General features: G+C 37.5%; 26 protein-coding genes and 1 pseudogene. 11 read left to right on the top strand and 16 right to left on the bottom strand.

The window, feature by feature from the left end; genetic code table 11:
• The first annotated feature begins 127 nt into the window (after positions 1–127).
• Together NSU19_RS15030 and NSU19_RS15035 are read left to right on the top strand one after the other, a co-directional pair.
• Positions 128–1309: an IS701 family transposase gene (locus NSU19_RS15030; protein ID WP_339197155.1), complete on the top strand. Its 1182-nt coding sequence runs from the start codon at positions 128–130 to the stop codon at positions 1307–1309.
• 89 nt (positions 1310–1398) lie between these two features.
• Positions 1399–1584 (top strand): YhzD family protein, encoded by a 186-nt coding sequence (locus NSU19_RS15035; RefSeq protein ID WP_339193242.1) that lies wholly within the window; start codon positions 1399–1401, stop codon positions 1582–1584.
• 204 nt (positions 1585–1788) lie between these two features.
• Here the strand turns inward: NSU19_RS15035 and NSU19_RS15040 are convergent, their stop codons facing one another.
• The 11 genes from NSU19_RS15040 to NSU19_RS15090 all read right to left on the bottom strand — a co-directional run bounded on the left by NSU19_RS15040 (position 1789) and on the right by NSU19_RS15090 (position 12829).
• Complete coding sequence (locus NSU19_RS15040) at positions 1789–1983, bottom strand: hypothetical protein (protein WP_133309138.1); 195 nt, start codon at positions 1981–1983, stop codon at positions 1789–1791.
• 381 nt (positions 1984–2364) lie between these two features.
• Positions 2365–3858 carry a coproporphyrinogen III oxidase gene (locus NSU19_RS15045; RefSeq protein WP_339197157.1) on the bottom strand — a complete coding sequence of 498 codons (1494 nt, stop codon included), beginning with the start codon at positions 3856–3858 and terminating at the stop codon, positions 2365–2367.
• A 97-nt stretch (positions 3859–3955) separates the two neighbouring features.
• A complete protein-coding gene (locus tag NSU19_RS15050) occupies positions 3956–4819 on the bottom strand; it encodes a Cof-type HAD-IIB family hydrolase (RefSeq protein ID WP_094244621.1) in 864 nt (287 codons plus the stop codon).
• 95 nt (positions 4820–4914) lie between these two features.
• Entirely contained in the window at positions 4915–6144 is a 1230-nt protein-coding gene (locus NSU19_RS15055; protein WP_339197160.1) for an ROK family transcriptional regulator, read from the bottom strand.
• 181 nt (positions 6145–6325) lie between these two features.
• Positions 6326–6733, bottom strand: a complete 408-nt coding sequence (locus NSU19_RS15060) for a GreA/GreB family elongation factor (RefSeq protein WP_339197162.1) — start codon at positions 6731–6733, stop codon at positions 6326–6328.
• Positions 6734–6912: 179 nt separating this feature from the next.
• Positions 6913–7263 carry a YlbF family regulator gene (locus NSU19_RS15065; RefSeq protein WP_066248950.1) on the bottom strand — a complete coding sequence of 117 codons (351 nt, stop codon included), beginning with the start codon at positions 7261–7263 and terminating at the stop codon, positions 6913–6915.
• Between the two features lie 122 nt (positions 7264–7385).
• The gene (locus NSU19_RS15070) at positions 7386–8588 is read right to left on the bottom strand and encodes a Ger(x)C family spore germination protein (RefSeq protein WP_311066422.1); all 1203 of its coding nucleotides are present in this window, start codon (positions 8586–8588) and stop codon (positions 7386–7388) included.
• On the bottom strand, positions 8585–9694 hold the full coding sequence (locus NSU19_RS15075) for an endospore germination permease (protein WP_311066423.1): 1110 nt from the start codon (positions 9692–9694) through the stop codon (positions 8585–8587). Before NSU19_RS15075 ends, NSU19_RS15070 begins: the two co-directional genes overlap by 4 nt.
• A gap of 15 nt (positions 9695–9709) precedes the next feature.
• Positions 9710–9943 (bottom strand): hypothetical protein, encoded by a 234-nt coding sequence (locus NSU19_RS15080; protein WP_066248956.1) that lies wholly within the window; start codon positions 9941–9943, stop codon positions 9710–9712.
• A gap of 24 nt (positions 9944–9967) precedes the next feature.
• Positions 9968–11593, bottom strand: a complete 1626-nt coding sequence (locus tag NSU19_RS15085) for a spore germination protein (RefSeq protein WP_311066424.1) — start codon at positions 11591–11593, stop codon at positions 9968–9970.
• A gap of 108 nt (positions 11594–11701) precedes the next feature.
• Positions 11702–12829: a DUF445 family protein gene (locus NSU19_RS15090; protein WP_311066425.1), complete on the bottom strand. Its 1128-nt coding sequence runs from the start codon at positions 12827–12829 to the stop codon at positions 11702–11704.
• A 120-nt stretch (positions 12830–12949) separates the two neighbouring features.
• Between NSU19_RS15090 and NSU19_RS15095 the strand changes: the two genes are divergently transcribed.
• The 5 genes from NSU19_RS15095 (at position 12950) to NSU19_RS15115 (ending at position 18164) form a co-directional block, all read left to right on the top strand.
• Positions 12950–14311: a YheC/YheD family protein gene (locus tag NSU19_RS15095; protein ID WP_339197168.1), complete on the top strand. Its 1362-nt coding sequence runs from the start codon at positions 12950–12952 to the stop codon at positions 14309–14311.
• 53 nt (positions 14312–14364) lie between these two features.
• On the top strand, positions 14365–15474 hold the full coding sequence (locus NSU19_RS15100; RefSeq protein WP_339197170.1) for a YheC/YheD family protein: 1110 nt from the start codon (positions 14365–14367) through the stop codon (positions 15472–15474).
• Positions 15458–16810, top strand: coding sequence for a YheC/YheD family protein (locus tag NSU19_RS15105; RefSeq protein WP_339193250.1), 1353 nt, complete (start codon positions 15458–15460; stop codon positions 16808–16810). Before NSU19_RS15100 ends, NSU19_RS15105 begins: the two co-directional genes overlap by 17 nt.
• The gene (locus tag NSU19_RS15110) at positions 16800–17840 is read left to right on the top strand and encodes a YheC/YheD family protein (RefSeq protein WP_339197173.1); all 1041 of its coding nucleotides are present in this window, start codon (positions 16800–16802) and stop codon (positions 17838–17840) included. Before NSU19_RS15105 ends, NSU19_RS15110 begins: the two co-directional genes overlap by 11 nt.
• A gap of 126 nt (positions 17841–17966) precedes the next feature.
• The gene (locus NSU19_RS15115) at positions 17967–18164 is read left to right on the top strand and encodes a hypothetical protein (RefSeq protein ID WP_063387287.1); all 198 of its coding nucleotides are present in this window, start codon (positions 17967–17969) and stop codon (positions 18162–18164) included.
• 84 nt (positions 18165–18248) lie between these two features.
• Here the strand turns inward: NSU19_RS15115 and NSU19_RS15120 are convergent, their stop codons facing one another.
• Positions 18249–18494, bottom strand: a complete 246-nt coding sequence (locus NSU19_RS15120) for a hypothetical protein (RefSeq protein WP_144597080.1) — start codon at positions 18492–18494, stop codon at positions 18249–18251.
• Between the two features lie 250 nt (positions 18495–18744).
• Here NSU19_RS15120 and NSU19_RS15125 point away from each other — a divergent pair, with 250 nt between their 5' ends.
• Both NSU19_RS15125 and NSU19_RS15130 read left to right on the top strand, forming a co-directional pair.
• Positions 18745–18960: an alpha/beta-type small acid-soluble spore protein gene (locus tag NSU19_RS15125; RefSeq protein WP_063387285.1), complete on the top strand. Its 216-nt coding sequence runs from the start codon at positions 18745–18747 to the stop codon at positions 18958–18960.
• Positions 18961–19035: 75 nt separating this feature from the next.
• Positions 19036–19242 (top strand): DUF1657 domain-containing protein, encoded by a 207-nt coding sequence (locus NSU19_RS15130; protein ID WP_063387284.1) that lies wholly within the window; start codon positions 19036–19038, stop codon positions 19240–19242.
• A gap of 614 nt (positions 19243–19856) precedes the next feature.
• On the opposite strand, the gene NSU19_RS15135 is transcribed toward NSU19_RS15130, so the two are convergent.
• Positions 19857–21218 carry a transposase gene (locus NSU19_RS15135; RefSeq protein WP_094245809.1) on the bottom strand — a complete coding sequence of 454 codons (1362 nt, stop codon included), beginning with the start codon at positions 21216–21218 and terminating at the stop codon, positions 19857–19859.
• Between the two features lie 257 nt (positions 21219–21475).
• Here NSU19_RS15135 and NSU19_RS15140 point away from each other — a divergent pair, with 257 nt between their 5' ends.
• A complete protein-coding gene (locus tag NSU19_RS15140) occupies positions 21476–22765 on the top strand; it encodes a globin-coupled sensor protein (protein WP_130158449.1) in 1290 nt (429 codons plus the stop codon).
• A 260-nt stretch (positions 22766–23025) separates the two neighbouring features.
• Here the strand turns inward: NSU19_RS15140 and NSU19_RS15145 are convergent, their stop codons facing one another.
• Genes NSU19_RS15145 through NSU19_RS15155 form a run of 3 tightly spaced genes read right to left on the bottom strand, consistent with a single transcriptional unit; the run spans position 23026 to position 24711 of the window.
• Positions 23026–24066: an N-6 DNA methylase gene (locus tag NSU19_RS15145; RefSeq protein WP_339197176.1), complete on the bottom strand. Its 1041-nt coding sequence runs from the start codon at positions 24064–24066 to the stop codon at positions 23026–23028.
• A complete protein-coding gene (locus NSU19_RS15150) occupies positions 23994–24284 on the bottom strand; it encodes a TnpV protein (protein WP_339197179.1) in 291 nt (96 codons plus the stop codon). Before NSU19_RS15150 ends, NSU19_RS15145 begins: the two co-directional genes overlap by 73 nt.
• Positions 24285–24297: 13 nt before the next feature.
• Positions 24298–24711 (bottom strand): DUF4856 domain-containing protein, encoded by a 414-nt coding sequence (locus NSU19_RS15155; protein WP_339197182.1) that lies wholly within the window; start codon positions 24709–24711, stop codon positions 24298–24300.
• Between the two features lie 32 nt (positions 24712–24743).
• On the opposite strand from NSU19_RS15155, the pseudogene NSU19_RS15160 reads away from it, so the two are divergent.
• Positions 24744–25874, top strand: a pseudogene (locus NSU19_RS15160) (IS256 family transposase).
• Positions 25875–26332: the final 458 nt, after the last annotated feature.

Here is a 26332-nt window from a genome sequence, read left to right on the forward strand (position 1 = left end):
ATATTTCAGTAGATGAGCAAAATCACTAACATAAATTTACATCGAAACAAAAAAGGAGACATGAACCCGATTCCTTGGTTAGAATAGATGTGCCAACAAACCATTCACACAAGGAGGTTCATGTCTCATGAATAGATTAGCACATCATCAAGGAATCCACAAGTTTTTCACGATGTTGGGGTTGGCACTTTATTTTTCAAAACCTGTCATGAAGCATCTCGTTCATATCGTGGATGCGATGATCACGAAAGGCTTTTCTGGAACGTTGACCGATCTTCATCATTGGAGCTTTCACCCCAATCATCGAACGACACTCAGCCATTTTTTCACGAAAAGCCCTTGGGATGAAGAGACGCTGCTTGGCAAACTCCAGCAATGGATGCTTCATCGTGTCGAACGGATCGCCAAACAGAAAAATCAACCCCTTTTTGTTTCGATCGATGATACGATTTGCCAAAAAATCAAGCCTTCGTCACGGGCAACGCACGCCATTCAAGGGTGTGATTGGCACTATTCTCACACAGAGAAAAAGTCGATCTGGGGACATTCTCTTGTTTGGCTCATGGTTCATACGATGACCCAGGCTTTTCCCTTTGCGTTCCGCCTCTACGACAAGGCGGCTGGGAAAAGCAAGGGGGAACTCGCGATCGAGATGCTTTCTTCTTTGGATGTACGCCGTCCCGTTTATGTGCTGATGGATTCGTGGTATCCATCGCAAGCGCTCGTGGAAGCCTGTCTGAAAAAAGGATTTCACGTCATCGCGATGCTCAAAACGAACCGGATTCTCTATCCGAAAGGCATCGCCATCCAAGCCAAACAGTTTGCCCGCTATATCGAACCGAACGACACCCATCTCGTCACGGTGGGAGAAGAGCGTTATCGCGTGTATCGCTACGAGGGATCGCTGAAAGGTCTCGATGATGCCGTTGTGTTGTTGGCTTGGAAAGCCGATCAGCCGATGACACCCGAACATCTTCACTGCGTCTTGAGCACCGACCGGGAGCTAAGCGATGAAGAGATCTTGCGCTACTATGCCCAACGTTGGTCGATCGAATGCTTTTTTCGACAAGCGAAAGACCAGCTGAAGCTCGATGGGTACCGTGTTCGTCATCGTCGGGCGGTGAAACGGTATTGGATCTTGGTGCAACTCGCTTATGTGTACAGTATGGTCGAGTCCAACCGGGATTTCTCTACTGGGCTTGATCTTCTCCGAACGAAGAAAGGGCATAGTCTCGTCGAGTTCATTTACCATGCAGCGAAGCAAGATATTCCCATTGATGTTGTCAAAAAACAGCTCCATGTGGCATAAGGGGTACCCTGTTTGTCTCTTTTGGTATGGTAATTATTGTTATGAAAATTGCTCATCTACAGTATATTTTTTAAAAAAGGATGTTTGAAATGCCGACATATTTTTTAACTGCGTTTACAAACAAAGGAGAACTGCTTTTAAATGAAAAGTTTGAAGCAAATTCAGAACAAGAGGCAAAAGAAATCGGTTCAAAAATATTGAAGGAGCATCAATGTTTAAATACCGCGCATCGCTTAGTTACTTCTTCTGGCCGGCTTGTTTTATTTCATCGCTAAAACTTATCAGGATTGACAGTCCACAAAACAATGACAGGGGAAGTCTTTCACAACAAAAATACTGCGCGGCATAAGCCGCCCGCTATATTCATCCTGCTCCCAAAATTTTATGAGGCTAATTTAAAATATCTAAATGGATATGACGCTTTTTAGCCATTTACCCGTGTGGAAAAATTGTAGTGGGCATCTAAAATCAGTTTTTTCCTAGTCCCCAGCATTTTGTGGGGGGCATTTTTCTTTCCAAAACTGACTCCCAAAAATTAGGATGATTTTGGTTCTGGAGCTTACTAAAATCCCGATCACAACAATGCTAATAATGGTCGCGACGACATCATATTTAAGAACTAAATTTGAAAAAGTAATAGCTAAAAGACCGACTATTCCAATTATGATAAACATCTTATTATCTCCCATTTTGTTCACAGAGCCCCCTTCAATATCATCCCATTAATTTAAAAAATCATTATGGCTAACATGATGAAACAGATTTATCAGAGGCTGTGCAAGAAGTCCTAAAAATAAAAGCAAGTAGAGAAAGAGCTCGTATTTCTCTACTTGCTTTTGTATGTTTTGTCTGAAGTCTGCCGGCTACGTTTGTTGCAGGCTAATGGCGCAATCGCTTTTATGATTAAGTCTCGCGATCTCATCTATTAAAATTTATTCTAAAGTGTTTTTAGGGAAATACGGAAATCGTTCTCCATTTTCGACGTTCCCAAGCTCTTGTTTTCTATCGGGCCCTCCTTTCAACACGACCCGATACGTATGTGGAGCGTAAAATTATCAATTTTCGCCATAAAGAGCGTTTAGCAATTTGATTTTTTCGTTTGTATAATGTTTAAAGCCATCGTTATACGATTTCGGATCTTTCGGATTGGCGAAATGAGTGATGTCCCGGGAAACCGGGTCGATCAATTTGCTTGATGCCCCGCAGCCTAATCCGATAATCGTTTGCATTTCTTCCATGATGATTATATTGTATATACTCTCATAACCCTTCCGGGAATATCCGACATTTTCTAAATTTCCTAAAATATTTTTTTGCCGGTACAAATAATAAGGCTCATAATGATTTGCCTTTGTCCATTCAACCGCTTTATTCATCATTTTTTCTACTTCGCTTCGTTCAGCTACTTTATATTTTTCTTTGTTTTTTGTCATTTCCGATGCCCGCTTAAAGGAAAGCGTGTGGACAGTCAATGATTCAGGCATCAATTTGGCTGTCTCCTCAAGGGTGAACTCAAATTCTTTTAACCCTTCCCCCGGCAGTCCAATAATTAAATCCATGTTGATGTTGTTGATGCCCATTTCCCTAGCTAAATGAAATTTTTCAATCGTCTCCTCAACTGTATGATGTCTTCCGATTGCTTTCAATGTTTCCTGTATATATGATTGAGGATTAATGCTGATTCTGTCTATGTTCCATTTTTTTAAAACATTCAGCTTCTCTCTTGTAATTGTATCCGGCCTGCCGGCTTCTACTGTGATTTCCCGAATGCGATCAACATTTGGAAAAGATGTATACATTTCTTCATAAAGCATATCCATTTCTTCTGCCGTAATGCTTGTCGGTGTCCCTCCGCCGTAATAAACGGTCGTAATATTGATGCCTCGTTCTTTTAACCATTCGCCGATCATTCTCATTTCATAATGCAGACCGCCGAGAAAAGAATCAACTTTTCCTTGCTTGCCACCAATAGCATAGGCAGGAAAGGTACAATATGCACATTTTGTCGGGCAAAAAGGAATGCCGATATAAATGCTTACTTCTTTTGTCAAATTGTAAAGATCAGGAACAACAGTTAATTGTTTTTCTACAATTTGTTCCATGATGCGAATTTTTTCATTTGATACGAGCAAATCTTCTTTTAATTGTTTATAAATTTCTTCATTTTTTCTTCCTTCAAGCTTCTTTTTATGAAAAAGCTTAGTGGGTCGGACACCTGTTAAAATCCCCCATTTTTGCGTAATTCCCGTATACTGTTGAAGAGCTGTTACATAAACATTCAATACCGCCTGCTTCATTTGTTTGAATTGTTCTTTTTCATCTGTTGCGGTAAAGCTTTTTTCTAAAAAAGCTTCATACGTTTTTCCTTCTGCTTTTAGCTCGCAAGCCAACCGAAAATCACTTTGTCTGAATTCGAAATTGAATAATGCTTCGATATCATGTTCAGAAGGTTTTAAAAAAATTTCGGCTTCTTCAAAAAACAAATTAGATATTAACTGAAGAGGCCGCATAAAACGTTCATCATTTATGCCGCTGATTTGAATGCGCATGTGATCACCTTGTCGAATAGAATAAAACTCCTTATAGTGTACTAAAGGGGATTTTTTCAGTCAATACGAAAAAAACATCCTAAGAAGCGGATGTTTTTTATCTGTTTTTAATTTTATTTAAAAATTTAATTGGGTATTGTTTTCGGAAATGCTCTTTTACCATATATGAAACGCCTTGTTCATCATTCGACCTCGTGATCCAGTCTGCTGCCCGTTTTACTTCAAACGGAGCATTCCCCATCGCAACCCCCAAACCTGCCTGCTGGATCATATCCAAGTCGTCAAGGCCGTCGCCGATTGCGACCATTTCATCCAGCTTAATGCCTAAATGATTGCCAAGTACCTGCAAGCCATTCAGTTTAGATATTCCCTTTGGAACAATTTCAATTTTTCCGTCATGAATCTCGATCACATCTACATCATAAAAAGAATCAAGTATCGTTTTTTCCGCCTCTTTCAATTCCTCCTTCGTATCAAAATATACATCAATTTTTGGGGCAGCTACTGGCTCATCAATTAACGCATCAGCAAGAGATTCTACAAATTGAATTGGATAAAAAAGCGGATCTGACGAATTCAATAGCATTTTGCTTACAAGATTTGAAGAGATTTTTTTCCGGTTGCCGATCGAAAAACGCTCATGAATGATTCGAATATTACAATTAAAATATTCGAGCACTTGCACAATATTAAATGTTTTTTCTTCTGAAATTCGCTTCACATAAAGAGGTTCATCTAAACGGTTTCCGATGAACGCTCCCCCATGAGTAATTAAGTGGCTGTCTATTTTGAGCGCCTTTGCAACTTTTTTTGCCGATTGAAAATGGCGGTTCGTCACCAAAGTAATATATACATCCTTTTTTTGAACAAATTCTATCGCATCCTTCGTAGAATGCTGAAGGCGTCCATTTGAACGGAGGAGCGTTCCGTCGATATTTAAGGCAAGCAAGCGGTAGAGCATGTGTTGTCCCCCTTCTCTTGTTGTTAAATTCTATTATGAAAATATGTCCTTGTGAGACAAATTAGAACTTTTGTGTACTAAAGGAAGGGGAAACATTATGACACCGATTCATATTGAACAGAAAACATTTCATTTAGCACTAGGGCAACAGCGCCAATGACCGTCGCTTGATCTCCCAGCTTTGACAACACAATTTCTGTTTTTTTCGCTTGCTCTGTCAAAGCTCTTTGTTCAACCACTTCTTGAATCGGAGTTAAAATAAAATTCTTTGCCTTTGCTAATCCGCCCCCAATAATAATACGCTCTGGATTGAATAAATGGATAATGTTCATGATGGCAATTCCTAAATACCTGCCAGTCCCCTCTAAAATGTCTTTAGCAAGCAGGTCTCCTTCTAATGCAGCCTCATAAATCAGTTCTCCGTTCACATTTTCTATCATTCCGTTTGTCCGTTCTATTAATTTCGTTTTATACCCAAGCGATATTTTGTTTAATGTACGCTGTTTTATCCCTTCAGACCCAACAAGCGCCTCTAAACATCCGTCTTTCCCACACGAACATTTCAAACCGCTGCTTTCTATAAACATATGGCCGATTTCACCCGCTAGTCCGTTCGTTCCATGAAACAGCTTCTTATTTAAAATCAAACCTGCCCCAACTCCATGACTGATCTTAATGCATACAAGATTGCTAATTCCCACCCCGCTGCCAAACCAGTTTTCGCCTATTGCCATGGCACGAACATCATTTTCAATTTTGACAGGAAGACGAAATTCTTTTTCAAGCTCTTTTTTTAACGGTACATTTCGATGCTGCAATTGGGGAGCAAAACCGCTTGAACCTTCATCTGCGTCAATCCTGCCATGAATACCGATGCCAATTCCTACAAATTTTTTTAATTCTATACAAGCTTCATCCATCATAATGTAAAGCTGTTTAGCAATCATTTGGAACAAACGTGAACTCGTCATCTCTTCTTTCATCGTGATTGTTTTATATAAAAGTGTTTGAGCGTTTAAATCCGTGATGGCAAATCGGATTTCCCTCGGGCTGATATCAATACCGAAAACATAAAAATTTGATGAGTTGATTTTCAGCAAAATGGGTTTTCTTCCCCCGCTGGAAGATCCGGTCTGCCACTCTTTTACCAATCCTTCTTCCAACAATTCATTTACAATATTTGTGACTGTCGGAGGTGTTAATTTTGTTTCTTTCGCAATGTCAGATCTTGAAATCGATCCGTGTGTCCGAATTGTATTAAGAATTAAAGATTTATTCAATGATTTCATTAATTGGAAACTGCCGACAATTTTTTCATCTTTCATGACAACCACCCCGAAATATACAGAGGCTCGTAATGTAAACCCTTACATTTTAGTATCTCAATGAATCAAGGTTTTCGCAAGTAATATTTTATTAGAAATTCCTACAGCTCGACGCTGAAAGAGGAAATGAATAGAGTATGAAAGGGGATTTCTCCCCTTTCATTTTTCATAATTTATTTTTCTAATAATGGATTTCAGAAATTTTAACAGCTGTTTTTCCTCCAGGTATGTCTAAATCAATCGAATTTCCTCTCATTTCAAGCAGCAGCTGATTACCGATGGGAGATAAAAATGAAATTTTCCCTTGGTCAGGATCAGCTTCTTCAGGAAAACAGATTGTATATGTTTCTTCATCCTCTTCTTCCAAATATACAATTTTCACTGTCGCCCCAATAAAAACTTTTGTGAAAATGTCTTCATCTTCTTGATTAAAAAGCTGTTCCAATTCCCTTACATATTGCAAAAACTTTTTTTGATTATTCATATAAAATCGGCCGATTGGAGAAGTTCTGTCATTTTGTTGTTTCTGAAAAAGCGTTAATTGTTCTCGCAATGCCGTTTTTAAGCTGGATAGCGTACTATGGCTCATAAAATATGCCACCTCCTTTTTCTTTAATAAAAAAATGGAAAATGAGTCTTTGATTCATGATCTGTTCCCTCCAATTTTGAAAATGAAAAAAGAGATGCACAAAAAGTACATCTCACTCTAGACTACCAAATATTTTACTTTTTTCAATAAAATCCTTGATTTGATATTCTTTTCTTTTACTATTCACTTTTTTTATAAAGCTCATCAAGCGGCTCCAAAATAATGCTGGTTATCCTCTGTAAAAGCATATTCATGCTTTCCTCTGCTTTCAACAATGCAGCAATCTTGCCGTTTTGCTGTACTAATTGAACGCATTTTTCTGCATGAATAATTTCTTCTTCAGTAATTTCTTTTCCGGTTACTTGTTTTTCATGCAGGTTTAATTGAGTGCTGCGAAAGTTGTGGAAAATGTTTTTCGCTGATTCATCGTGTTGGACATCATCATACAATTTTTTTAATTGAATATATTCCTTGCTTTGTTCTAATGCTTTTTTCAAATCGTACGCGGAATTATATAAAATATTAGACACTCCTAATCCCTCCTCGCTCCGCGAGCCCTTTTAGCTAATATAAAGGATGACAAGGCCGCCTGTCAAAAAAGTTTTAAAATTCCCTTACACCCTGAGGAATTTTTTTTTGGAAGTTCGGGAAGCTACGGTTTCATTTCATGAAGAGGAGAGTTATTAATTGTGCCGATTCTCCTTAGCTTTACGTCAACATCCACATGAACCGGTATATCTTTAAAATGAGAGTGCCAATCTTTTTTAACTTTATGCCAAATCGACGGATGGCTGCGATGAAGGGCTTCTCCAAATCCAAAAATATCTACTTCATATTTTTTCTGGGAAGCTTGAATAGCTGTCAGAATATCTTTTTTAACCTTTTCCTCAGCTTTTTTCTGCAAAAGGTTTATCGTTTCTATTTTCTCCAAATCCATTCGTTCGCATTGAACCTCGGCTACCGCCCCATCTATATGCAGCTGAACGGTGCCTTTAAACTGATGACCGTCAACTTTTGTTTGAATCTTGCTGTTTGTTCGGATCGTTTCAATTGCCACCTTCTTCTCTTTGCATGGCACATTAATGACTGCTCTTTGCACTTTTCCTAATGCATAATGGAGACCATTGCTTTCCTTCTCCGTTAACCAGTCAACTAACTTATCTTTCCTCATGATAGCTACACTACCAAATTTGAGATACGCATCAGCTTTTGTTTTTTCAACATTTTCTATTTTTTCTCCAGCTTCAGGATTGCCTATTATTTCTACACCTATCACATGAGGTTCAATGCCTTTATAAACTAACTCGTTGACAAATTGATTGATTTCTATTGTTTCGATAGGCCCCCATGATTTTTCAGATAACTTTAATGAAGAACTTAATTTATGTGCAGGAATTGTCTCCAGCTGGCTAAGTACTTTTAAAATGTTTTCAGCTCTAGTGTTTTTAGCGATAGAGAGATAAAAATCTGTCCGAAATTCTTTCCCCCTTACTACATAATCAATAATTTCCCCCATTCCTTCTTTTGCTAAATCCTCTCCAATAATCAACATGCGGAGATGACTTGAATAAACGGCTCTTGGCGAGAAAGTTGTCACTTTTCTCATCGCCTCAGACAATGTACGCGCTTTCGACTGGAATGTTCTAACAGGAGCTTTTGTTATTCCCCCTTGTTTTACAGTTGCTACCTGTCCCGGGTTGATCACTTGTATCGTTACAAGTAATTCATCATCTACTTTGTCTATTCCTAATGCTGAAACGATTGCGATGTCATTTAACTCCCTCCGATCCCAGCAGCCTGCCAGCAACATGATGGACGCCAATATGAATAAAAGACTTGTCAACCGCTTATTCATCTATTTCCCCTCACATGACGCTGACGTTTTTTCATTAGAGCTGTACCCAACAGGATGAGAGGAAAAAGAAACCCGATCGTTAAAGAGTACAAAGGCCAAATATTATGTACAAACTCAAAAAAGTGAACGATGTTCGGATGGAAGGCGATCGCATACACAATCAGCATCATAGAAATAGGAAGAGTAATCGAACGATAATCTTTTATTTTAAATAGTTGAGAGAGACCTAAAACAAAAGCATAAAAACTGATGGTTAGCTTATAAAAAATAGATAAAAACCAAATTCCCGCCATAATAACCTCTACGCGTTGAAAAAATTTTCCTATTTCAATTTTTCTTGCCAGGGCATAGCTCGGATATATTTGTCTGGCTGTATTTTCGACACCTAAAACAAGAATAGAAAACATGACAACAAATGTAAGCAGGATTCCTCCAATTATAACGCCTACTAAAAATCCTTTTTCTGCTCCTTTTTGATGATTGACAAAGGGAGCAATCATTAAAAAAACGATTAATTCTAAATACGGCAGACTAATAAAATGATAAAACCCAAATAAAATCGGTTTCATTCCTTCTCCCAATATCGGTTGCAGGTTTCCTATTTTGATTTGAGGCAAAATCGCGATGAAATAGATTGCTAAAAGGATGAATAGCCATAATGAAATGATTTCTGAAGAACGTCCAATCACTTCTAATCCTAAAAGGGTTGCCATAACAACGACTCCCATAAAAACAATATGGATAGCATCGATCGGTGTATCAGGCATCATTTGAGTAGTTGTAAAATCGCCGATTTCCCTGAGCAATTCACCGGATAAAATAAAAGCATACATGAGAAATAATGCAACCGCGAATTTTCCAATCCATTTTCCGAGCAAAAGCTCGCATATTTCTACAAGAGTCATATTTGGAAAAATTGAATATATTTTAATGTACATAAGCACTAAAAGAATGGAGATAATGACCGTAAAAATGGTTGCTATCCAAGCATCCTGTTTCGCATCATTCACTAATGCAGTAGGAGCAACGAGAATTGAACTTCCAATCGTAAATAATAAAACTAACATTTTATATTGATTTGCTGTTATTTTCCCGTTGTCTAACATACCTTCACCAACCTCTTATTGAAATATTTTGTTCACTGCTTCGCTTAGCGGCTGGTAGATCCATGTGAGCAATTCAATCGGATTTGGAATAGGAAAATTAATGCATCTGGCAATACTTAATCCTGTTCCTAAAAAAAGAAAAATGATAAACACAATAAAATCCTTCCAGAGCTTATGTTTTAATAGCAGCAGAGCTTCGATTATAAAAATACATGCAGAAACGAAAAGAATGCCGATTATGTTCCACATTCATTTAATACCCCTTTAGGTAATCTATTTCTTCTTTCGTTGATTTTCGTTTTGAAAAAGTGATTTCTCTCTTTTCGTATTTTGCTGTGAACTAAAAACTCGTGGTCGAAAAATAAGCAGACGGCGGGGCAGACGAATAAAAACGTCCTTTTGATCTGCCAGCGTAAACGGAGCCATTGGACTTAAATAAGGGACGCCAAATGAACGAAGACTGCTCAAATGAAGAACTAGCGCCACCAATCCAAGGATAATTCCGAACAAACCGAAAGATGCGGCAAGCCCCATAAAAACAAATCGTAACATCCGCACGGTGATCGCTAGGTCATACGAGCTGACCATAAAACTTGAGATAGCTGTAAATGCTACAACAATTACCATTGCGGCGGAAACAATTCCCGCGTCTACTGCTGCCGTCCCGACAACTAATGTTCCAACAATTGAAACGGCTTGTCCGATAGCTCTTGGCATTCGAAGTCCTGCTTCCCTTAAAATTTCAAGCATAATTTCCATTAGAAATGCTTCAATAAATGCGGGAAACGGAACGCCTTCCCTTTGGGCGGCAAGACTGATCAAAAGCTGTGTCGGCAGCATTTCCTGATGAAAAGTTGTAATAGCAACATAAAGAGACGGTGCAAGGAGCGCAGTGAAAAAACCGAAAAAACGGAGAAAACGAATTAATGAACTTATATCTGCGCGTTGATAATAATCTTCAGGGGATTGCAGAAATTGCACAAAAATTGACGGTACAGTTAAAACGAAAGGAGTGCCGTCCACTAAAATGGCTACGCGGCCTTCGAGAAGATGTCCTGCCACGATATCAGGACGTTCCGTATTATAAATAGTTGGAAATGGCGTGTATGAGTCATCTTGAATCAGCTCTTCGATATAACCGCTCTCTAATATTCCATCAATATCAATTTGTTCAATTCTGCTTCTGACCTCCTGCACCACTTCTTCTCTCACAATCCCTTTAATATACATAATGCTGACTTCCGTTTTTGTTACTTTTCCGACTTTTTTTGATTCAATCCATAAACGATGGTCTTTTATCTTTCTGCGAATAAGGGAAGTATTGACACGCAAATTTTCCGTAAATCCTTCCCGAGGACCGCGAATAGTTGTTTCAGTTGTTGTCTCTTGGACTCCCCTCTCCTTTCCGCCTTTCATTTCAACGGCAAAGCCTTGTTCGTATCCATCGAATAATAAAACAACTTTTCCAGACAGAACAGCATTCGTGATAACGTTGAAATCATGCACATCTTCAATCGAACCGACGGTCAAGACCATTTCTTTTATATAATTGAGCAGCGTCAAACCTGCCAGATCTTTCAGATCCACTTCATTTCTTCTCAATTCAAACATTAACGATTCCATAACAAAATTATGATTCGCTTCACTGTTAATCAAACCGTCCGTATAAATAATCCCGACGCGGATTTCCCCTTGTCTTCCTATTCTTATTTCCCTTGTAACAATGTCGCTGCTGTTGCCAAATGCTTCTCTAATTTTTTTTAAGTTTTCATGCAAGCTGCGTTTGAGCGTTTCATTGCTTTGCGGTTGCTTGCTGCTATCTTGCTTTTCCTTGTCTGCTAATAGCTGTTCAAATGACTTTTTATCGATCGATTTCTTAAAAAATTTTAAAAAGCTCATGCCGAATCCCCCTAACGGTTTTTGAACCTTTTACTTGTAAAGTGCCCAATTGTTCTTTTAATATGTAAAAAATCCCATGAAGCAGGCGGTTTGCCTGTTTTCATGGGATTAAATAAACAGAATGATAATCGATTGTACGAACCCGATTATACCACCAAGGAGAGCGCCTAAGTAGGTAATCATTTTAAATTCCCTTTTGGAAATAGTCAGTACAACTTCTTCGAGACGTTCAACCGAGAAGGATTCTACCTGTGCCGTCACAATTTCATCGATATCGAAAGCTTTCATAATCTGTTCCACACTGTTTTGCAAATAAAGAACAGAGCTGGAAATGACGGCTGGCAGCATTTTTTCCATAATTGCTTGTTTATACGGCTGGATAAGCTCTGAAATTGGTTTATCCAATGTTTCGTAGATACGTATTTTTTCCGAAATAAGTTTTGCAATGGACAAGCTTGTCTTTTCTTTGTCCATCCTGCTTGTAAACTCAGAAACCGGCATATCAAGCAATCGGCTCCATTCTTTAAAAAGAATGGAAGAAATCAGATCAATCGTCCCTTGATGACGAAAAAACTTTGCTGCTTCTAATTGAATTTTATCTGCGATATTCAAGTTTCCTAAAAACATTTGAATCATGCCGCCAAACGTTCCTTTTTGTTGAAGAAAGTCATCGATCATTCTTTGCAGCGCTTGTTTCCCTTCATCACTTTCAACATATTGAACGCCTTTCATTGCAATCCATTCTGCAAGACTAGGAATTTGCAATTCGATGTTCTTCTTCCATTCTTGCGGCAAAAAATGACTGACTTTTTGATCTGTATTGAAAAAATGAAGTATGCTTTTTTCAATCGCTCGTTCAAGTCGGGTGGCAATCATTTCCTTGCTGTTGGATACTCCATACTCTTCCAGTAATTCCGTTAAAGTTTTTTGTTTGGCAAGCCAAGCATCTATCGATTGAAGCAGGAATGATTGTATTTTCTGCTGGAAGGAGACCTCCTCCATTTTCTTTTTGATTCCTTCTGGTGTAACTAAATGCTCGATCACCATTTTTCCTAGCTGCCTAGCCAGCTCATCCCGGCGTTTCGGAATAAGGCCTGGCGTAAAGGGAAGCTTTTTTCCAAACAAATAGATTGGTCTATATGGGCGAAAAAGCATTTTAATGGCAATGTAATTCGTAACACCGCCAATAAATGCACTAATTACGACCATCATAGCTGATGTTAATATAAATTCCATTTGCATCTTCCTCACTGTTTATTCACAAGATCAACTGCCAGACATACGATATCATAGCATGATTTACCTAAGTTAATATTATAAATCGGTTAACATTTGTAAGCAAACGGGGTAATTCAAATGGCAGAAACAAAAATTTTAATGATTCCACTCGAAGAAAAAAACGGTTTCTATATGGAAATAAGCGATTCTTTGCAAAAAGCTTTGACCCTTCCACTGATCCAAACGTTTTCCTTACATTGCGGCCAAGAAACAGTTAAAACAAAAGCCTCCTTCATCCGAAACGAAAAAATCGTTCTTTATGCCAGTGAAGAGATTTACAACGCTCTTCATCTTCCTATAAAATCTTTAACGCTTCGTCTTCAGTATGATAAATTCACCAACACCTTCAAACTTGGACCGGTCATTTGTGTATTGATTGATTCTATTCAGGACGATGAAAAAATCCAGTTTGGAAATATTGATGATTTTTGTAAAGAGATGGCGAATTACTGTGCGGAAATTGGCGCATTTTTTTGTATTTCAACATTAACTGATCTGCAGCAAAATCAGAAGAAAGGGTTTCATTTATCTCATCAAAATTGGAAAAAGGAAACCATTCCTTGTCCTGACGTGATTTATAATCGGATTCGATCAAGAAAATTAGAGTATTCTCAAAAATATTTGAAGTTTTTGCAATTTGCAGCTGCAAACGATATACCGGTGTTTAACCACCGCTACTTAAACAAATGGGAAATTCATAAAATTTTTGCGTCCAACCAGCATCTTCTTCCCTACCTTCCAAAAACGATGCTTTTAACAAAAAAATCAGATTTGCAAGTGTTTGTAAATGATTTTCAAGACGTATTTATTAAACCGATTAACGGCAGTCAAGGGAGAAGAATTATTCGCTTGAAAAATAGAAACGATCTTTTCGAAATATACTTTACCCATCCCGGTAAAAGCGAGCAGCCAATTATTTTTCATTCCTTTCAGGAAATGTATAAACATCTCTTTCCATATCTCAAAAGAGAACCGCATATTATTCAGCAGACAATCGACACAATCAAATTGGATAATCGACCGCTTGATTTCAGGTTTCTATGTCATAAAATCAATCATCAGGACTGGAAAATAACCTCTTCTGTCGCCCGCCTTTCCGCTAAAGATCAATTTGTTAGCAATTTAGCTAAAGGCGGTGAGCTGTATAAAATAAAAAAAATCTTATCTGACATTTTTGACAAAAGCACTTGTTTACATCTTTGCAGCATTCTTTCTGAAATAGCACTGGAAGCCGCCAAAACAGTTGAAATGAACGTGGAGGGAGAATACGGGGAATTTGGAATTGATATGGCTGTAAGTGAGGATCAGAAACCATGGATTTTAGAAGTCAATACAAAGCCATCCAAAAATATTGAATACTCTCTCAATCCTTCCATTCGTCCGTCTGCCAAAGCAATCATCCGTTATTGTTTCTTGATAAGCGGTTATGATGTTTCATAACGATTCATATAATAATTGGGTAAATATAGATAAACGGAGGCAGGCGGATATTTGTGGCAGAACCTCTTTTGTCTTTCGGATTTTTAGTCAATAAATATTTTCATGAAGCAGCCTATTTTAAAAATATTTCAAAAGCGGCAAAAAAATTGAATATGAAATGTATTATGTTTCGCCCGTTGGACGTACAATTCGCAAATGGTACGTTAACGGGATTTACATTCAATTTAACATCTAATAAATGGGAGCGAAGTACTTTTCAACTTCCACATTATATTTATGACCGCTGTTTTTATGGCAAAGATGCTGCTTCCGTTCAAAACAAAAAAGCCGTTCAAAAATTAAAAATACAACAAAATGTTTCTTTTCTAGGCTACGGATTCCCAGATAAATGGAAACAATATAAAACATTAAAAACTGATCCATTCATTTATCAATATCTTCCTGAAACAGAATATTTCCAACATCCCGATCAAGTTTATACATTTTTGCAATCATATGAGGAATGTATCTTAAAACCAATTCACGGCAGTTCAGGAAAAGGAGTGCTTGTAATTAAAAAAGAAAAGGAAACGCTATTTCTATACTTTTTCATTGGAGCAAATCAAAGGATCGTCCGTTTGAAACATTTCAATCAATTAAAACCATTTCTTGCGAAGAGACAAGTTGACTCATACATTCTTCAACGATTGCTCCCTTTAAAGGACAAACAGCAGCGTCCATTTGACTTGCGCATTTTATTTCAAAAAAACGAGTTCGGTCAATGGATTATGCAAGGAAAAGGAATTCGAATCGGTCAAAAACATACGTATGTATCCAACTTGTCAAAAGGCGGTTCTGTCGTTTCCCTTGAACAATGGGAAAAAGATATTCCAAGGCAGCGATTGAACCATATTTATAACCAAATCGAACAGCTTGCTCACCATCTTCCGCAAAAAATTGAAAAAAATTTTGCTCCTTTATTTGAGCTTGGTGTGGACATCGGCATTGATTTGCAAAATGAAACGATATGGATTCTAGATATTAATTCTAAACCAGGGAGAAATGTCGTTTTAAAAACAGATCCTGCGAGAAAAACAGTTCTGTACGAAGCTCCTGTCCGCTATGCCCGCTACTTGCAACACTCTCTACAAACCGGGGTGGAAATAAATGATTTATCAAATTAAACAGGCAGACCACCTAAACCAAACCGTTTTGCTTCCTAGCTCTTTTTCCCATGTAACGATCGAATCGATCTCTTTCGGCAAACGGAAAATAGCGTGCCGTTCTATTCTCCATCACGAAGACAGCCAAAGCATTTATATTTCAAAAGATATTGCCGAATCTCTGCTTTTACCTAAAAATATTAGGATCAAAGCTTTAGTCCATAGTGAAACGCTATTTTTAGGCCCCGTTGTCGGCATTTTCACAGCAGGTTTTTATAAATCCCTTTTACGCCCATTAGGCGACAGATCGATATTTTTTTCAAAATTAGTGGTCAACGGCTGTTCAACAGGCGCTTTTTGTTTTGTATTTGGGATACATCAAATTCATTGGGATTTAGAGATGATTGAAGGCTATTCATTCAATGAATCCGGATGGGTAAAAATAACCGTTCCATTTCCAAATGTCATCTATGATCGTCTTCCAAATCGGAAGGTAGAAAACTCAGACTACTTTCAGTCTGCGAAAAAAAACTTATTTATGCGCTCAATTCCGCTTTTCAACTCAGGCTTTTTCAACAAATGGGATGTCCATCATATTTTATCCAAAGATGGGACAGTAAGGCATTACTTGCCGGAGACATATCATGCTCCGTCTATAAAAACAATTGAACAGCTGATTAACCGCTTTCAAACGATTTATTTAAAACCTGAAAACGGAAGCCTTGGCCTAGGAATATTTAAGCTGGTGAAAAATCGGAAAAATGGATCAATTCTTTGCTGCTATTATGATGAGAACGGAAAAGGCCAGTTGAAGCTGTTCTCTTCTATTGAAGGCTTTTTGCAGCGTTTTTTTGCACAGCGATCATTAGATCAATATATTGCTCAACAAGGCATTTCCCTTCTTCAATCGAGTGGAAATCCTGTCGATTTCCGCGTGCACACAAACAAGAACGAAAACGGAATCTGGCTTGTCAGTGCAATCGCTGCGAAATTGGCCGGAAAGGGAAATCCTACAACACACGTAAAAAACGGAGGAACAATAAAATCTTTGCATGAATTATCATTGCCGCTGAATAAAGAGGACATTTACCGTTCACTTTCCACCGCGGCTCTTTCTATTAGCAAGGCAATTGATCGCAAAATGGACGGTGAAATCGGAGAAATCGGTTTTGATTTCGGCATCGACAATAACGGGAACATATGGCTATTTGAAGCGAACTCGAAGCCTGGCCGCTCCATTTTTATGCATAAAGATTTGCAGCAAGAAGACCGGCTAACATTGCGCTTTCCATTCCAATATGCCGAATATTTAATGAAAAAAACAATTTCAACTGAGGAGATCTATGATGCCCCATGAAATGCTCGTCGGAATTTTAGCTGGTGATAACGATCGAAGCGGTTCTTTTTATGGAAACATTTCGTTATTTAAAGCTATACAAAGACATTTGGCTGAGCAGAACAGTTCAAGCTTTGTTTTTACACCTTCTGGCATGAAAGAAAAATCGATCGTCGGCTATATATATGAACCGAACGAAAATCGCTGGTTGAAAAAAAAGTTTCTATATCCAGATGTTGTCTATAATCGCTATCCGTTTCGCGATACAGTTCAAAAAACAGATTTCGTTTTCCGCTCTTTAAACAAAAAAAACATCCCTTATTTCAACAGACATTTTTTTAATAAATGGGATGTCATTACTTGTTTGCAAAAAAATAAGCACCTTCTTCCTGTCATACCTGAATCGCAATTAGTAACATCGAAACAAGATTTTTATACATTTTTTGAAAAATACCCCTCCGTTTATTTAAAGCCTGTTGGACAAAGCCAAGGGAAAGGAATCATTAAAATAACAGCCGAATCCAAACATAACTACATTATCAAAACGGTAAATTCTATAAAAAATGAATCTTCATTGGAAAATATTTGGAAAGAAATAAAACACATTCTAAACGAGCCGTATATGATGCAGCAGGAGATCGTTTCCGATCAGATTAACAGTCAGAAATACGACTTGCGCATTCTCGTTCATTACAGTCAAAACAAATATGTTATTTCAGGAATTGGCGTGCGCGCATCTAAAAACATTACAACACATGTAGTACATGGAGGCACTATCCTTCCCTTCTCCTTTGTCAAAAACCGTGTCGATACAAAAAAACTGGAAATTATTTGCCATGAAATTGGCAGCACACTCTCTCAATGTTTTCAATTCATTGGGGAATTTTCTATTGATGCTGGAATTGATACAAAAGGAAATATTTTTATTTATGAGGTTAATTCGAAACCGATGGTGTTCGATGAAAAAGACATATTCCAAAACGGAATTGTCCAGCTAAGCAAATTGTTCCATCATTTAGCAAAAAATCAAATCGATTCCAAAAAAACTTGATAAAAACGGATGCACAAGCCACAAATTTTTGTAATCATCCATGATATCATACATTCTTTTTATAATTTTACCTTTTCCTGAGCAACCTAATGAATAATTCCAGTGAATAAGGAGGGTAATACGGTTATGGATAAGGATAAGGAAGTAAAAGATTCGCTATATGAAGGTCGTGATCAATCGTTTATGGACATTGACAGAATGATTAATGAAGGTCTTTCAGGAGGATCTGTTCACTACCGTTACAATGCGACCAATATTGAAGAAGCAAGGGACCTCGAGGAAGAAGAACCGCCTTTTGACATAGAGAAAAATAACGGAAAGTAAGCCTGATGTTTGAAAAACACATCAGGCTTTTTAAATTTTAGCTGTAAAAGAATTCAGAGCTTAAAGCTTAAAAGGCCCCTTTCTTTATGTTTCCTGAATGATTGCATGCTCTTCTTCATGGCATTGGCTGCAATATAAAAGATGTATGCATTGATGATTTTTTAGTGAATCTCTTTTTCCATCTAAAAGCTTCATCAAGTCCATTTCCATATAAGCACTGTAGTCATCTAAATAGTCAGTAATTTTCCCTGCATCTAATAAAATGCCTCCGCATTTGGAACAATACTTATGAAGTTGCTGAAATCCATTGCATAACGGACAGGCTCGCATGTGAAAACTCCTTTATTTGTTATTGATTTATGTATAATGTTCCCTTTCTAGTCTGATTTACAGAGTAACGACACAAAACAGAAATTACCATTTCTCATTTCGAATAGATTTTTACATCCTACTCATACTACTTAATGAACAGCATACATCCCGGTGGGTTAAGCCGAGTTTGGCAGTGAATCTTTTGATTCACGCTGGTGCAACTCCAGCTAACCCAGCCAAAAAAAAAATTCACAAGGAGTTGAAAATTATGGCTCAACAAAACCGCAGCAACAACTCTAACCAACTTTTAGTTCCTGGTGCACAACAAGCGCTTGAACAAATGAAATACGAAATCGCAACAGAATTCGGTGTAAATCTCGGACCAGACACAACTTCCCGTGCCAATGGATCTGTTGGTGGAGAAATCACAAAGCGTTTAGTTGCACTTGCTCAACAACAAATTGGCGGTTTCCAACAACAATAACTAAAAAATTTATATTCATGGCTATGGAGGCACTACCCGTGTCTCCTTTTATTTGAGAATAAGGAGGTTTTTCAAATGACAGTTGGCACAAAATTGATGGAAACTATTTCAAGCTGTGAAAGTGCGGTTGCGAACTTACATAGCTTCGCACTGGAAACAGAAGATCAACAAGCTAAGCAGTTATACCAAAACCTTGCAAAACAACAACAGGAAGTGCTTGACCATTTAAAAGCGAGGCTAAATTACATTCAAAACGAAGAGCCGCAATTTAAACAGCTATAAATCAGGAGGGGACCATTCACTCTCCTGATATTTCCCATTTTGTTCTTGAACCCTTCCAATTCAGCTTCCTTAATTCTAATCCTTCCAAGCTTCATTCCATTACAGGAAAATCGCACCTCTCTTCAACTTTCAAATCCACTCACGAAGTGTCGTGTTTCCCCCTTTCGTTCGAGCAGTTGTTATAAGCATTTAAAATCTGATCTTTCTAAAAACAATTGCAGTAATAAATCGTCTATAAAAACCTTAGATATCCGTTAGATCATCACACTGTGATAGACTGCCAAACAATCGAATTAATATTCAAAAAACAAAAAAATTATGGTAGATATTCCATCTTTTTGCTAAAATATCTAAATATTGGGGGGAAGGGAATAAAAACTGAAGATCATTTTGTTAAAGAAAGCGTCATCATGGAAGTCTTGACTGCACGCGCATTTTGTCGATTATAAAAAAATTCTTGATTCATGCCGCCAGTTGCAACATCATCTACAGGTTATTTGCTCGGAATGTGCTTTTCGGCGAATATGAGTTTTACACCATACTAAAATCTTCGCCTTTATAAAACATCATTCATTTTTGAATATAAAATTTAACAAATTAGAATAAAAATTAACTCAACTTTCGCAGCTCAATTTTGGTAAATAAGCCTTGATATAATTAGGCAAAACTACAATCCATTTACGTAATTGACTTTCGATGAATTTTTTAATCTTTTGATTTACATTTTGAAGTGCATCTTCAAGAATTTCAATGAGTAGTTGAAGTGCAAAGGCCCAATCTAGTTCATCGATTTCATCACAAAGTTCATAAAAAATGCCGCCTAATGTTCGATAATCTGTACTTACTCGGTTTTGCCAAGACAAAACAATGTACCTTGTAAACACAATAGTGGTATGGCTGATCATGGAATCATAAGATCTTCCTTGGAACTCTTTTTGGAGTTTCAATAAGGATTTGACTGTTTTGAAGAATACTTCAATATCCCAACGTATCCCATAAATACGAATGATTTCTTGATCCGATAAAGTACAGTCTGTACTCAAAATAGCTAGCCACTGTCTCTTTTTATTACGATTACGGACAAATACCACTTTAACAGGTACGCCATTTGCCATCGTTGTGTGAATAGAGCGCAAAATACCCTTTTGATGTTGTGATGGTTTAGCTGTTTGGTATAGTTTTTTTAGGCTCACCCATTCACCGTTCACTTGATATCTTTGTTTTGTATCCTTCACCATTCCAATAACATCCAACCCTTGATCCACAATGGACTTGATCAAAGGCTGTTGGGTAAACCATGTATCCATTAAAACGTATGAGGCATCGATTCCTTGAGAAAGTGCCCGTTTAATCATATTGGGAATAACTTCCGGCGCTTTTTGTAAAGCTTCGACACGCCGCTTATAACCGGATGTACGCTTATCGATTCGGTTATCAATCCCATTGATTTGGGAATTCGTAGAGCTTAATAAAGCAAAATCAATAGGCAAAAATGTAGCACCATCTGACCAGCCGAGTGTAAGCATACGAAATCCTTTGTAATAACGCATTTTTTGAGAAGAATGATCGAAACAGCGAGCAAGCAGTTCAACCTTTTTACTGCGATTTCGTTCATAAGATGAGTCGTCCACGATCAGCACTTTCGGACGGTCGTGTCTCGTTAAACTACTTACCTTCATAATGGTGAAAGTACTCAAAACAAGTAAAAACCTGCGCCAATTGTATTGAGGGTTATTTAAGAAGCGATAAATAGCGTTTTTTTCCGGCAAATCTTTAGCTTTTTTACTTTGAAGAAGTCGAAACAAATTTTTGCCTTCAAAAACTAAACTAAAAACTAGCTGGAATAAATAGGCGCAGGAATAACCGAAACCCTTGTTAATTCCCACTTTCCTTAAATATTTTAAGATTTCAAGTTCATCAAATATAGCTTTTACTTCTTTTGGTAGTTGATTGTTCAGTCTGTTATTCGTTATCATAATAAGAGACACCTCACCTGCTTTTGGTAATGTTTTTTCTGGACAATTAAACTATACCAAAAGTTGAGGTGTTTTTTTTGCAAATTTTTATGTCAAGAAGTATTCGAAACAACCAACAAACCCATTAACCGTAAGGCTTAGAAATCCAATTTACTGTGAGAAAGTTGAGAAATTAAAAAATAATCGAAAAAATTATTATTTAGCTGCCGATATATACAGTGGACACTAATAATGAATTTTGAAGGGGAAATCAACCAATGTTTAAAAAAAGAAAACAAGTTCCATCACTTTTTGAAAAACAAGTAGATCTTCAACAAGTAAAACTTGAAGTGACTGATGAAAAATATCAAAGACAATTAGCGATGGTTGGCCTAACAAAGGATGATCTTATTTGTACTCTTATATTAAAAGATGCGATTGAAGAAAACATAAAGTTTATTATCGATGCATTTTATGATGCTCTCCATCAAGAACAATTTTTGATTGACTTAATTAATAAATACAGCTCGATCGAAAAACAGAAGGAAAGATTGAAAAAACATGTGCTGCTTATGTTTAGCGGATCCTTAACAGATGAAGATATAACAAGAATGAAGCGGATTGCTGTAGCCCACGTCCGCATTGGATTAGATACGATCTGGTACATGAGTTCATTCCAGCAATTACAGAAATCAATTTTTTCCGTTGTTGCGAAAGCGTGTCCATCGAAGGAAGATTATCATAAAGCGGTGGTCACCATTGCAAAAATGTTAAACTTTGAACAGCAAATTGTGTTGGAAGCATATAATGAAGAGTATTTAAAAAGACGGCAAAAAATCGAAAAGGAAAAACAGGAGCTTCATGAAAACATCGCCCAAACCTCCATTCGTCTTGCTGATCTTATTGAATCAGCCAATTCAGCTATACAAAAAATTAACGAACGATCCAAACAATTTGCCTTAATTGCAGTTGATCGTTTTGAAACAGCGGCATCAACCGAAGCAGAAGTCAGTTCAAGGAGAGAAGACTTGAATTTTCACTCCGGTTTAATGGTCAATATAAAAGAACGGACAGATGATATTGCTTTAAAAATAAAGTCGCTTGAACAAACTTCTGAAAAAATTAATCATGTCGTCTCGATTGTTACTTCTATTGCTGAACAAACTAACTTGCTGGCTCTAAATGCCGCAATTGAATCAGCGCGTGCAGGGGAATACGGGAAAGGATTCGCTGTTGTTGCTAGTGAAGTGAGAAAGCTGGCGGAAGAAACAAAAAATTCCGTGCTTGGCGTTTCCAATTTAATTGAGGAAATCAGAGCGAAAATTAACGATATCGCTTCATCTATTGTGGAAGTAACAGAGCTTACAGGCAATGGTTCGCAAAGAATGAAAGAGATGAACCAATTCTTCGACAATATTTTGTATGCCTTCGACAAAAATAAAGAACAAACTGAAAAGACGAAAAATGAACTCGAAAACTTTGCTGAAATCATTGATGATATAACAAATTTCATTGCGCAAATCAATGAGACTTCAGAACATTTAAAAAAGCTGGCCAATCATATATAAAGGTCCTTTTTCAAGCTGGCGACAAAACCCATTTTTCCCATTCAGGAAAAATGGGTTGATTATTTATTTGTGGATGAATCTTCAAAAAGCTGAACAACCTTTATCCGCTAAAATAGTTGAGTCGTAAAAGGAGATCCAATTGGTCGCTTGAAGGTTAAAAAATGAGGACATATGTTCATATATTGAACATAGTATCCCAACAAATAGTATGTGTTGATTTTTTTATACCCCAAGATATTTATGCTGGATATCAGCATTATTCAGTGATTTCTTTTTTGTAAGAAAATACTATCTGCGGTAACTTCTGTTCCTGCGTTCTTAAATGCGTTATTAGGAAGTCGAATTGCACCTATTAAATCAGCTCTTTGTGCAATATATTTGCGTACTTCTTCATTCTCTTTATCCATTGTACCTTTCGAGGTAATGAGAGCAATAATACCACCAGGACGTACTTTATCTAATGTTTTGGCAAAGAAATAATCATGAATAAGAAAACCATATTTATCATAACGAGAATCAGCTACTTGATATTGACCAAAAGGTACATTACCTATGGCAACATCAAAGAAGTAATCAGGAAAATCAGTATTTTCAAATCCGTCAATAGTAATATTAGCTTTTTGATATAACTGTTTAGCGATCCGACCGGATAAATCATCTAATTCAACACCATAAAAAACACTGTCTGATAAAGTTTCCGGTAAAAGGCCCATGAAATTTCCAATCCCGCAAGAAGGTTCCAAAATATTTCCTTTTTTAAATCCCATATTTTCAAGAGCCTGATACATAGCTTTAATAATAACCGGAGAAGTATAATGCGAGTTTAAAGTAGATTCTCTAGCACTTGCATATTCTGCATCAGTTAACAATTCCTTTAATTCAATATATTCATTTGCCCATGCTTCATTATCTTTATCAAAAGCCGAAGATAGCCCTCCCCATCCAACATAACGCGATAATACTTCTTGTTCTTCAGGAGTGGCTAATCTATTTTCTGCTTCTATCTTCTTCAAAGTCTTAATAGCTTCTATATTCCAATTAAATTTGGTTTTAGGACCTGCAGCACCTAATTCATTATTGGTAATGTGAAAATTTTTAGAAATAGAAACAGCAGTGGCATTTTGTTCCACTGCTGTTTTATTGATTTCTTTTTCCGTAATAGAAAAAGCAGTGGGATTTTCCTCCACTGCTACTGGGAATAAACTCAATTGTTCTTCTTCTTTTTCATCTATACGTAAATCATTTCCCGTAAGATGACTTCTTCTGCCATCGCCCGGATATTGTTCACTTCTTGGATCCATTTCATCTGATCTTCGGCTTTGAGTTCCTCTGTCACTCCGTATTGTTCCATCAACTTTTTCGTCATTATTTCCATTCGCTTGTTCGCTTGCTCGTTGATGTCGACTAGATGTTGATGAAGCTGACCTTGAATCGATAGACTCTCGTAGAGTATCATGTTGTTTTCCATCAGATGTTTTCTCCTTAGGCTGCCATACTTTCCTATCGGCTTTTCGTTCATTGTTAACTCCAAGTTAGGAATTAGATATTCCCCCTCTCCCTCTAAGCGATAAGTCCCGCCCTCTTTCTCGAAACTCGATTCCTTCACTACTGGAGTGTATATCCCGTTCTCCACGTAATATTCCTTTTCTCCCAGAGTCACTTTTTTCATTTTCTTCATTACCCCTCTCTTTAATATGCCTTTTAGAGGCTTCATTTTCGCTTCTAAGCCGTTCTTTTTCTGTGCTTGTATTATAACTTGCGGCAACATTTTCCCGCAAGCTTTTATTTGTTCTTTCTAGGGACTGTTTTTCAAATTCTTGAATCTTAGTTGAAATGTTGGTGTAATTACTCATGGTTTCAGCAACTAATAGATGATGTATAAAATTTTGTGTAAAGTATTTTGCTAGACCAAAAGAAAAAAGGTAGGGTATCTCTGATTTGACCAACAACACATTCCAGAGAAAGGAGAACCCTACCTATGTCTAAAAGTATATCGAATGTAGACTGGGTCAATCAACTGGAAAGTGCGATTCGCCAATTAGAACTCATCATGCGTGAAGAAATAAAACATTTCCTCGAAATGGAACAGGCTGGAACGTCGAATATGAGAAACGGTTACTATCAACGAAATCTAGATACGCAATATGGCCGGATTGAAGGTCTTTTGGTCCCAAGAGACTGAAACGGGGAATTCAAACGCAGCTGTTTGCCCCTTACCAACGTCATACCGGCTGGCTCGGAGAAGCTGTCATCAAGATGTATCAAAGTGGCATGAGTACGCGGGAGATTGGCAAGTTTATTGAACGAATTTTTGGAATGCTTATTCTCCTGCAACGATCAGTCGTATGACCGATGTCGTGAAGGAATACATCGAGAAATGGCACACTCGTCCTCTACATAAGCGTTATTCCGTCTTATATTTGGATGGGTTGTACGTAAAACTTCGTCGAGATACGGTAGAAAAAGAGGTCATGTATGTGTTGTTAGGTGTAAACGAAGAAGGATATCGGGAAATTCTTGATTTTTTCGTAGGAGGAAAGGAAAGCGCCTATGGATGGCAGGAGATTCTCCAACAACTATATAACAGAGGCGTAAAGGAAGTGCTTCTGAGCGTATTCGATGAACTAACGGGGCTGGAAGAAGCCTTTAAAGCTATTTATCCGAAAGCCGATGTGCAGCGTTGTGTCGTTCACAAAGTCCGTAACACACTCAGTCGTGTACGGAAAAAAGACCAATTCGAAATGGTGGAAGATTTGAAACTCATTTATCGATCTCCGAATAAAAAAATTGCACTGGAGATGTTTCACCAGTTTGAGTCAAAATGGTCGAGCAAGTATCCGAGAGTGCAATCGTGGGGAAATGAGTTGGATGTCCTTCTTACCTTTATGAATGATCCAAGCAGTATCCGACCAATGCCATCGAACGAACGATCAAGGAGATTCGGAAACGTCTAAAGCCGATGAACAGTTTGAGCAGTTTAGAAGCCGCGGAAAAAGTCATGTATTTGACCATCCAAGACTTTAATGAGAAATGGGCAGGGCGAAAGTTGCGAGGATTTTCCGAAACTCATGAAGCCCTCCAGCGAATGTTTGAAGAACGTTATGATTAACCAAATAATGTAAATTGATGATGGGATCTCCCTTTCCACACAGGAGACTGAATATTCAGTCTCCTGTGTGGAAGAAACAGGCCCTCTCTATTCTAAATCCATTTCAGAGATGCCCTATCTATCTTACATTACACAAAATTCTTGACAGTACCATCATTACTTACTTCAATTTCTGGGTGAATGTATTTTGGAAAAATTGTTGTAGATAATACAATGAATCCTTCCGGAATATTTTTCACAAATACAACTAAATAATTATCATCTACTCTAATTATTTTTGTTTTAAGTTTTTTACCACTATCAGTAACATATGCAACAAAGAATAATTTTTAAATTTATAAAGTTGTCCAACAGCAGTTTTCAATCATTGTGAATTTATCCAGCTTGATCTGTTAATTCCCAGCATGGCTGCAATTAAGCAGCTTACTTAATTTTCTTCGTATGTAAACTCTTGTCTA

It is taken from the genome of Aeribacillus sp. FSL k6-2211 (assembly GCF_037966125.1).
GTDB lineage: Bacteria > Bacillota > Bacilli > Bacillales > Aeribacillaceae > Aeribacillus > Aeribacillus composti.